Genomic DNA, 8,739 nt, shown 5'->3' on the forward strand with positions numbered 1-8,739 from the left:
CGCGGACGCAGGAACTGTCGATCATCACGATGTCGCCGTCGTAAGCCTCCGAGACGGCGTCGAGGATTCGGTCCCAGACGCCGGCTTTCCGCCATCGGACGAAGCGGTTGTAGAGCGTCGTGCGCGGGCCGTAGCGCTCGGGCACGTCCCGCCAGGGCGCACCCGTGCGGAAGCGCCAGAGGATGCCGTTCAGAACCCGCCTGTCGTCCACCCGGGGCACGCCGCGCACCTTGTTCGGCAGAAGCGGCTGGATGATCGCCCATTCCTCATCGGTCAGCTCGTGGCGGCGCATCGAATCCTCCCTCCATCAGGGAGGTTGAATCATCCTACGCTCGACCGATCAAATCCGCTTTGCCGTTTATGGGGCCAGAGCCTAAGCCACTGACACCTTCCCGCGACCCAATCATGAAGTCAGAATCGCTATGTGGCGCTTGGCGTGGCGGAGCGCCGATACGAGCTGATTCTGGCCTCGCACGAGCTGCGTCTTTGCAAACCCGAGTGTGTCCGCATGGCTGTCGAGATCGGCCGCGACCGCGATCGAGGGCAGCGCCGGCACGGTCAGCGCCGGGTCGTGGTGGAAGCGCGGAACGCGGGTGAAGTTGATTGGCACGAGGATGCGGGCCAGATCCTGGATGACCTGGTTTGCGATCCTGGGCGCGATCTTTCCGGCTTCGACGCTGGCGTAGAAGTTCTCGAGCGCGCTGCTCAGTTCGGCAACGGCCTTCTTCGAGGGGGACAGGTCGAAACGATCCCCGGCCTTGGCCTGATAGGCATCGATCGTCTCGGTGAACTCTCTCGTCGTCGCGCGCCAGTCGAACGGCAGAATCGTAGCGTTGGCATTGCGCAGCACGGCAAGCAGGTAGACCTTGATATCTCGCAGCAGGATGTCCTTGTCGGCGATCTCCAGCGTATCGTTTTCAGTGTGCCAGGCGATATTGCCGCCGCAGCCGCCGACCGTGTAGTAGCCCTTCTCCTCGCGCAGAACGTCGGGCATCGTCGATGACAGCATCAGATAGCTGGAGATGCCGATATTGTTGAAGGAGTAGTCGCCGGCGCGGTGCGGGCGTTCGCCTTCGATGGCCTTGCCCGCGACTTCCTCGATCACTTCGGCGAGGAAGGCTTCGGTCTCGCTCATCCGGCACAGATTGATGAACTCGCTGGCCCAGCGGCAGCCAGGGCTGTCGCAGTTGACCTGCGCCACGGCGTTTTCTTCCAGATCGAGCGCGAAGGCGTCGGAGAACCAGGTCGAGCCGGCATAGCGGCCAGTCGAGTGCCCCGGCCACCAGCAGATGCGGACAGAACGCTTCAGCTTGCCCCGGTTCGCCCAGAGCACGCGCGCGAGCTCCAGCATGGTCGCGTCGCCCGTGGCGTTGTCGCCGACACCCACGTCCCAGCTGTCGAGATGGCCGTGCAGGAAGACGTATTTTTCCGGCTCTTCGGTGCCGGGGATGAAGACCTCCGGCAATTTGGAAGTGAACCAGCCTTCCTCCATTTCCGTGAAGAGCGTGATCTTGCCGCCCTTCTCGGCGATCTCGATCAGCGCCTCGCCATCCGGCTTGTTGACGGCGACCGCCGCGATCTTCGGCTTGCGCGGCAGGCCGTCGAGATCTGGGGTGCCCCAGATCGTCGTGCAGATGCCCCAGTGCACGTCGATGCCCGGGTTGATGCCGATCACGCCGATTGCGCCGATTTCTTCGAACTGCGAGACAAGGCCGGGGCTCGCGAAGCCTTCCGAAATGACGATCTTGCCGCGCACGCGGTTGGCCAGTTCATCGGTCGTTTCGACCTTCTGTTCGAACATGTCGGTGATCATGGCGTTGTGGCGCGCGCCCACATAGACCAACTCGCCCGAAATCCCCTTGCGCGCATCGACGCTGTAGGCGGGCGGCTTGGCCCTGAAGGACTTGCCTTCGGCTTCCACGTGCGCAGGCCCCGGAAGGCTCAGATAGAGGCTCGGCTCATGCACCCTCACTTCGACGCCGTGCTTGCGAAGGCGCTGCACCACCTCGTCCATTCCACGGTTCACGTCCGTGGGATGCTCGCGCTTGAAGGTCGAGAAGCTCTCCACCAGCGCCCATGGTTCGTCGATGGTCGCGGCCGACAGAATCTCGGTCTCAGTCTGGTTCATGGAAGGAAGGCTCCCGGAGTGTTTCAGCCAGTAGAACGTCGTTTCACATCGAGATCACGCTACCAGAGCTCGCGCGTTCGGTAAAGCGGGTCACGTGAACGGCGCTCCGGCCCGTTCGGGAGGCAGCGATCATGAGGAGGGGGAAAGCGTTCAGGCGATCAGCGGGGCGCCGATGTGGGCCGGCTCGCCAGGATGGAGCGAGAGCTTCGAAGAAATTTCGGCTGCGGCCTCGCGCGCCGCGCGAATATATTGATCGCGGCGCTCCTCGTCGAAGCGCACCATCGCGCCGGCCACCGAAATCGCCGCGATGACATCGTCGTGCGGTCCCATGATCGGTGCTGCCACCGAGAACGCGCCTTCGTCGAGATCGTTGAGCGCTATGTTGAAGCCGTTCGCGCGGATTCGCTCGAGCAGCTGACGCAGCTTGTGGCGGTCGGTGATGGTGTAGGGGGTGAAGGCCTCCAGCGGCCCCGACAGCACGGCGTCGATGACGCTCTGGTCCGCGAATGCCAGCAGACACAGGGATCCACCGCCGGCGTGAAGCGGACCGTTGCGTCCGGCCTGAGCGAACAGGCGTATGGAATGATGCCCCGCTCGCGTTGCCAGAACCAGGGAGCGCAATCCTTCCCGCACGACGAGGTTGACGTTTTCCGAGGTCCGGTCGCGCAACGCGTCCATTACGGGTCGCGCCGCAAACAGAAGGCTGCCGTCCCGTCCTACGCGTTCGCCGAGAACGCCCACCCGGTATCCGAGCGAGTAGACGGCCAGCTCCGAGTCGCGGAACACGAAGCCGCGCTCCTCGAGCGTCTGGAGCAGGCGGAAGACGATCGACTTGGTCAGGCCGAGAGACTTCGAGAGCGCGGTCACGCCCTGGCCGGGCTTTTCGCCAAGCGCTTCAAGCACGAGAAGCGCCCGGTCTACCGCGGCTATCCGGTAATCGCGATCCTGTCTCTCGTTCGTCATGTGTCCTCCCGACCGATTATCGCGTCAGCGCCGGGCTGTTGCAATATCGGAAAATTGTGGTTTAGTGAGTGAAATAGGAAACGTTGTTTCAGCTAATGAAACAAGAGGGATATGTCAATGCGGATCGCTTACGTCGTGCCAGGACCCATGTCGAAGACATCGATGGGGGCGCAGGAAATGCGCCGCCGTGAGGAGCTGCTCAATGCCTGGGCGTTTTCGGGTACCGAGGTCTCGGTCGTCGATGTGCCGAGCGGCCCGGCCTCGATCGAGTCCGCCTACGAAGAGGCGATGTGCGTGCCCGCCACGATCGAACTGATCATGAAGTGCGAGCGCGACGGCTTCGATGGTGCGATCATCGGCTGTTTCGGCGATCCCGGACTCGACGCCGCGCGCGAGATGGTGACGATGCCGGTGGTCGGTCCCTGCGAGAGTTCCTTGCTGCTGGCCGCGGGGCTCGGCCACAAATTCTCGATCCTAACCATCTTCGACAGCATGGCGGCGGGCCAGGAACTTCTCGCCTACCGGGCCGGCGTGAAGGCAAAGCTCGCCTCGGTGCGCGCAACGGGCATTCCCGTGCTCGATCTGATGAATGACCCGGATGCGACGAAATCCCGCCTGATCGATGTCGCGAAAGCGTGCGTCGAGCAGGACCGTGCCGATGCGCTCCTTTTCGGCTGCATGACGATGTCGTTCCTCAACATTGCGGACGAAATCTCGGCTGCCGTCGGAGCCCCAGCCGTCAACGCCGGCAAGGCCGCGCTCAAGCATGCCGAAACGCTTGTTTCGATGGGGCTTTCCCACTCGAAGACCGCATTCCCGACGCCTGCCAAGATGAGGGCCGGGCAGTCCGTGGAGACCCTGCGCGTTGCATGAGCGGCGTGCCAACAAGAGCAAACGGTACCCATCCAGAGGAGAACTAGCATGAGGCCCAGCTTCAGGGCGGTCGGTTTGGCTGCCATTCTCGCGGCTACGGCCGCGGTGCCGGCACTTGCCGGCGATCAGATCCGCACGATCGATCTTTTTACCCGTCCTCAGGCTGCTCAGCCGCAGGAATTCCAGTCGATCCAGCTTATCGCGCAGGAATGGCGCAAGCTCGGTCTCGACGTGAATGTTCGGGTGATGCCGTGGGAGCAAATGTCCGACATCGTCTGGTACCAGCGCGAGGCGTGGGACGTGACTGCCTGGCAGATGGTAGGTCGTCCTGAGCGGTCCGATCCGGACGAGATCATCTACAACCTGTTCCATTCGTCGACCGCGGAAAAGGGCTACAACTTCATCGGCTACGTAAACCCGGCCTATGATGAAGTGGCGACAGCGCAGCGCGTCGAGATCGACGAGGAGGCGCGCAAGGAGCTTATCTACAAGGCGCAGGAGATTCTGGCTGCCGATCAGCCCAACATGATGCTGGTTCATCCGCGGCAGACCTTCGCGTTCGACAGTACCGTCTGGAACAAGGAATCGGTGGTCGAGCAGAGCGGCATCGGGATCCGCAATACCTGGACCTTCATGTCGCTGGAGCCGCTGGGGGAGCAGAAGGACATCATCCTCAATTCGGGCGACAACGTTCAGGCGATCAACCCGCTCTACATTTCCGGCGGCGTCGATAGCTGGGTGTTCGAACTGGTCTACGACCGCATCGCGCGCGTCGGCCCCGACGGCCTACCGCAGCCCTGGGCCGCCGAAAGCTACGAGTGGCGCGACGACAAGACCATCGAGGTCAGGCTCCGCGAGGGCATGAACTGGCATGATGGCGAGCCGCTGACCGCCGAGGACGTCAAATTTTCCTTCGAGACGGCTGTATCGGGCGAGGCGCCCATGTATGCGCCGTTTGCGTCCAACATCGAGACGATTGAGGTGGTCGACGACCTCAACCTCGTCTTCACGCTGAAGCAGCCGGCCGCGTCGTTCATCACCTCCAGCCTCGCCAAGATCAACCTCATTCCCAAGCACGTCTGGGAGCCGGTTATCGAGGACCTGAAGACCAAGGAGGAAAACGCCGAAAGCTATCAGGAGCAGACACCGATCGGCTCCGGTCCTTTCAAGTTCGAGCGCTGGCTGACCAATGAGGAAATCGTTCTCTCCGCAAACGAGGATCACTTCAACGCGCCAAAGGCCGATCGCTGGATCCTGCGCATCGTCCCGAACGTGGAAGCCGCCCTCGGCATGCTGCGCTCCGGCGAGATCAACTTCATGGGTGAGTTTTCGGGCGATCCGCAGGTGCTGATCCAGGCGGCCGAGCAGGACGGCGATCTCGAGGTTGTATCCACGGTGGAGATGGGGTTCCGCTACGTGGCGTTCAACAATCGCCGCGCGCCGTTCGACGATCCCGCATTCCGCAAGGCTCTCTCACAGGCCGTCGACCGCCGCCTGATCGTGGGCGCTGCCTTCCGAGGCTTCGCGGTGCCGTCCAACTCGGTGATCTCTCCGGCGCTCGAGTTCTGGTACGATCCGGCCGTTATGGAAGGGTTCGAGACCGGCATCGACGTGGCCGCGCGGATGCTCGAAGAGGCAGGCTACACGCTCGAAGGCGGGCGCCTGCATTATCCGGGTGACAAGACTGAAGAGTTCGCGAAGTAGTTGATTCCGGGCGGCGCGCTGGCATTCGTCGGCGTGCCGGCAATTATCTGGCGATACCTGCCGCCTGGCGCTGCCGATTTTGGAGCTCTCCCATGCCTCACCTGAAGGCGGCACTCAGCCGTACGCTTCAGCTCTTGCTTGTTCTTTGGGCCGTGGTGACGATCCTGTTCCTGATGTTCAGGCTCATGCCGGGCAACCCGATGGCGGCCTACATCGATCCGACCTTCACCATCGAGCAGCAGCAGGCGCTGATGGCGCAGTTCGGTTTGGACAAGCCACTGTGGGAGCAATACCTGATCTATGTCGGCAACCTGCTGCAGGGTGAACTCGGCCAGAGCTTCCGTTATCGCGAGCCTGTCGCTGACCGTATCCTGGCGCTACTGCCCAACACGCTGATCCTGACTTTCACCTCGCTCATCATCGCCTATGTGTTCGGCATCCTCGCCGGTGCCTATCTTGCCTGGAAGCGCGGCGGCGTGGTCGAGCACGCGGCGATCCCGCTCGTGCTGACGACGCGCGCCATGCCGGAGTTCTGGCTGGGCATGGTCTTGCTCGCAGTCTTCTCCTTCAATCTCGGCTGGTTCCCAGCCGGAGGCACGCGCCCGGCCGGCGCGAACTACGACAGCTTGTGGGCGCTTTACACCTCTCGCGATTTCCTGACCTACCTGGCCTTGCCGGCACTGACGCTGGCCATCTACAGCCAGGGCCTGCCGCTGCTTCTCATGCGCTCCAACATGCTGGACGTGATGAAGGAAGACTTCGTCACCATGGCGCGCATCAAGGGCCTGTCGAACTGGACCGTCGTTGTACGCCACGCGGCGCGCAACGCGCTGCTGCCGGTCATGACCTCGTTTGCGATTGCCGTCGGATACCAGCTTCAGGGCAATGTCGTGGTCGAGTCGGTGTTCTCATGGCCCGGTCTCGGCCGCGAGCTCGTCAACGCCGTTTCCGCCTCGGACTATCCGCTGGCGCAGGGTGCCTTCCTGATGATCGCCGTCGTGGTCATCGTGATGAACCTCATTGCCGACCTTCTCTATGCCTTTCTCGATCCGAGGATCAGCCATGCTTGATGCTGCGGTGGAAAGAAAACCGAGCCTGATCGGACGCCTGTTCCGCAGCCTGCGCCTGCCGCTGAACGAGCCGTTCGCCGTGCTCGGACTGCTGATCTACGCGCTGTTCGTGTTGACCGCGATCTTCGCCGACCAGATTGCGCCCTACGAGCCGACGGAAATTCTCTTCACGCCCGATTACAATCTCGCCGCCGACCTGCGGCCGGGGGAGGACGGCTACATACTCGGCACCACCAGCCTTGGCCGCGACATCTTCTCCCAGATCGTCCACGGCTCGCGCTCGGCGCTGCTCATCGGGATCACGGCGGCGTTCATGGTGGCGCTGATCGGCTCCATAGTCGGCCTCGTATCCGGCTATTTTCGCGGCTGGGTCGACGTAATCCTGATGCGCCTTGCCGACATCGCATTCGGCATTCCGTTCCTGCCCTTCGTCATCGTGCTGGCGGCGTTTCTGGAACCCTCCATCTGGAACGTGGTGATCGCAATGGCGCTGGTCTTGTGGCGCGACACGGCGCGTGTCATTCGCAGCCAGGTGCTGACGCTGCGCTCCCGTGGCTATGTCGACGCCGCGCGCGTCGCCGGCTCTTCCGACCTGAAGATCATCCTGCGCCACATCGCGCCCAACATCCTACCGCTATCGTTCCTCTACGGCTCGATCGCGATCGGCTGGGCCATTCTCACGGAAGCCTCGATCTCGTTCCTCGGCTTCGGCGATCCGCAGTCGATAAGCTGGGGCTACATGCTGCAGGACGCGTTCGCCAGCCAGGCGCTGGCCAAGCAGGCCTACTACTGGTTCGTGCCGCCGGGCTTCTGCATCATTCTCGTCGTGTCCGCCGGCTTCTTCATCACGCGCGGCTACGAGAACATCCTCTTTCCCAAGCTTGGCCGATGACTGAACCGCTGCTTTCCGTCCGCGACCTCAAGGTCAGCTATACCGTCGGTTTTGGCAAGATCGACGCCGTCGACGGCGCGAGCTTCGATGTGCCGCGTGGCTCGATCGTCGGTCTCGTCGGCGAATCGGGTTGCGGCAAGACGACGGTCGCCAAGGCGCTGACGCGCGTCATTGCCGACAATGCCGCGATCACGGGCGGCCGGATGATGTTCGGCGGCCGGGATCTCGTGACACTCCCGGAGCGCGAGATGAACGCCTTGCGCTGGCGCGACATCGCATTCGTGCCGCAGAGCGCGATGAACTCGCTCGATCCGGTCTACACCGTAGAATACCAGCTCAACGAGGTATTGCGGCGGCGCGGTGGGCTCGGCCGCCGGGATGCGCGTAGACGCTGCGAGGAACTGTTCGAGCTGGTGGGCATCGACCGGGGACGCCTGTCGGACTACCCGCACCAGTTTTCCGGCGGTATGCGGCAGCGCGTGGCGATCGCACTGGCGCTGGCGCTCAACCCCAAGCTCGTCATCGCCGATGAGCCGGTAACGGCGCTCGACGTGATTGTACAGCGCCAGATTCTCGACCAGCTTCGGGAGCTACAGGTTGCGCTCGGCATCTCGGTGATTCTCGTCACGCACGACATTTCGGTGGTCGCATACATCTGCGACCGCACCGTCGTCATGTATGCCGGCAAGGTGGTCGAATCCGGCACCATGCAGGCGACGCTGACCGAGCCGTCCCATCCCTACACCATGGGTTTGCGCAACGCGTTCCCCGATCTTCAGGGAGCAGCCTCCGGTGTGCTGACCCCGATCGAGGGCGCGCCTCCTGTCGGGCGACACGACTAACTGACCCCCTTGGCGCCATGAGGAACTGACCCCCTGCCGTCGAGCAGGAGGTCGCGATGGACGACGCATGGATGCACAGATGCCCCCAGGAGCAGATTGCACGGGGGCTGGAGATGAAGGAGCCGGACGAGGTCTCGGCGATGCTGTCGCTGAAGGCGCTCGGGTGGGGCTCGAAGCGGATCGCGGCGGAGCTGGGGTGCTCGCGGAACACGGTTCGGCGCTGGTTGAGAGCCGGTGGATGGCGGCCGCCGACATCGCCGTCGCGCT

General features: G+C 63.1%; 9 protein-coding genes. 6 read left to right on the forward strand and 3 right to left on the reverse strand.

What is annotated here, in order from left to right; genetic code table 11:
- The 3 genes from G407_RS0121075 to G407_RS0121085 form a co-directional block, all read right to left on the reverse strand.
- The coding region (locus tag G407_RS0121075) for an IS5 family transposase (protein WP_029031767.1) at positions 1 to 292 on the reverse strand (292 nt) is incomplete at its 3' end.
- 111 nt (positions 293 to 403) lie between these two features.
- Positions 404 to 2,128, reverse strand: coding sequence for a M28 family peptidase (locus G407_RS0121080; RefSeq protein ID WP_043540322.1), 1,725 nt, complete (start codon positions 2,126 to 2,128; stop codon positions 404 to 406).
- A gap of 150 nt (positions 2,129 to 2,278) precedes the next feature.
- Entirely contained in the window at positions 2,279 to 3,091 is an 813-nt protein-coding gene (locus tag G407_RS0121085; RefSeq protein WP_029032405.1) for an IclR family transcriptional regulator, read from the reverse strand.
- Between the two features lie 117 nt (positions 3,092 to 3,208).
- On the opposite strand from G407_RS0121085, the gene G407_RS29180 reads away from it, so the two are divergent.
- The 6 genes from G407_RS29180 to G407_RS0121115 all read left to right on the forward strand — a co-directional run.
- Positions 3,209 to 3,964: an aspartate/glutamate racemase family protein gene (locus G407_RS29180; RefSeq protein ID WP_156917667.1), complete on the forward strand. Its 756-nt coding sequence runs from the start codon at positions 3,209 to 3,211 to the stop codon at positions 3,962 to 3,964.
- Positions 3,965 to 4,012: 48 nt separating this feature from the next.
- Positions 4,013 to 5,668 (forward strand): ABC transporter substrate-binding protein, encoded by a 1,656-nt coding sequence (locus tag G407_RS0121095; protein WP_029032406.1) that lies wholly within the window; start codon positions 4,013 to 4,015, stop codon positions 5,666 to 5,668.
- Positions 5,669 to 5,760: 92 nt separating this feature from the next.
- Positions 5,761 to 6,738 carry an ABC transporter permease gene (locus G407_RS0121100; RefSeq protein ID WP_029032407.1) on the forward strand — a complete coding sequence of 326 codons (978 nt, stop codon included), beginning with the start codon at positions 5,761 to 5,763 and terminating at the stop codon, positions 6,736 to 6,738.
- Positions 6,731 to 7,630, forward strand: coding sequence for an ABC transporter permease (locus G407_RS0121105; protein ID WP_084327700.1), 900 nt, complete (start codon positions 6,731 to 6,733; stop codon positions 7,628 to 7,630). The genes G407_RS0121100 and G407_RS0121105 overlap by 8 nt, the downstream gene beginning before the upstream one ends.
- The gene (locus G407_RS29185; protein WP_052341712.1) at positions 7,627 to 8,472 is read left to right on the forward strand and encodes an ABC transporter ATP-binding protein; all 846 of its coding nucleotides are present in this window, start codon (positions 7,627 to 7,629) and stop codon (positions 8,470 to 8,472) included. The genes G407_RS0121105 and G407_RS29185 overlap by 4 nt, the downstream gene beginning before the upstream one ends.
- Positions 8,473 to 8,528: 56 nt before the next feature.
- Positions 8,529 to 8,739: helix-turn-helix domain-containing protein (locus G407_RS0121115; RefSeq protein WP_029032409.1), on the forward strand; the 211-nt coding region annotated here is incomplete at its 3' end.

The organism is Salinarimonas rosea DSM 21201 (assembly GCF_000429045.1).
Taxonomy (GTDB): Bacteria; Pseudomonadota; Alphaproteobacteria; order Rhizobiales; family Beijerinckiaceae; genus Salinarimonas; species Salinarimonas rosea.

Coding starts and splice junctions, on each gene's coding strand:
- G407_RS0121080 (WP_043540322.1), bottom strand. CDS start 2,128: ATGAACCAGACTGAGACCGAGATTCTGTCGGCCGCGACCATCGACGAA.
- G407_RS0121085 (WP_029032405.1), bottom strand. CDS start 3,091: ATGACGAACGAGAGACAGGATCGCGATTACCGGATAGCCGCGGTAGAC.
- G407_RS29180 (WP_156917667.1), top strand. CDS start 3,209: ATGCGGATCGCTTACGTCGTGCCAGGACCCATGTCGAAGACATCGATG.
- G407_RS0121095 (WP_029032406.1), top strand. CDS start 4,013: ATGAGGCCCAGCTTCAGGGCGGTCGGTTTGGCTGCCATTCTCGCGGCT.
- G407_RS0121100 (WP_029032407.1), top strand. CDS start 5,761: ATGCCTCACCTGAAGGCGGCACTCAGCCGTACGCTTCAGCTCTTGCTT.
- G407_RS0121105 (WP_084327700.1), top strand. CDS start 6,731: ATGCTTGATGCTGCGGTGGAAAGAAAACCGAGCCTGATCGGACGCCTG.
- G407_RS29185 (WP_052341712.1), top strand. CDS start 7,627: ATGACTGAACCGCTGCTTTCCGTCCGCGACCTCAAGGTCAGCTATACC.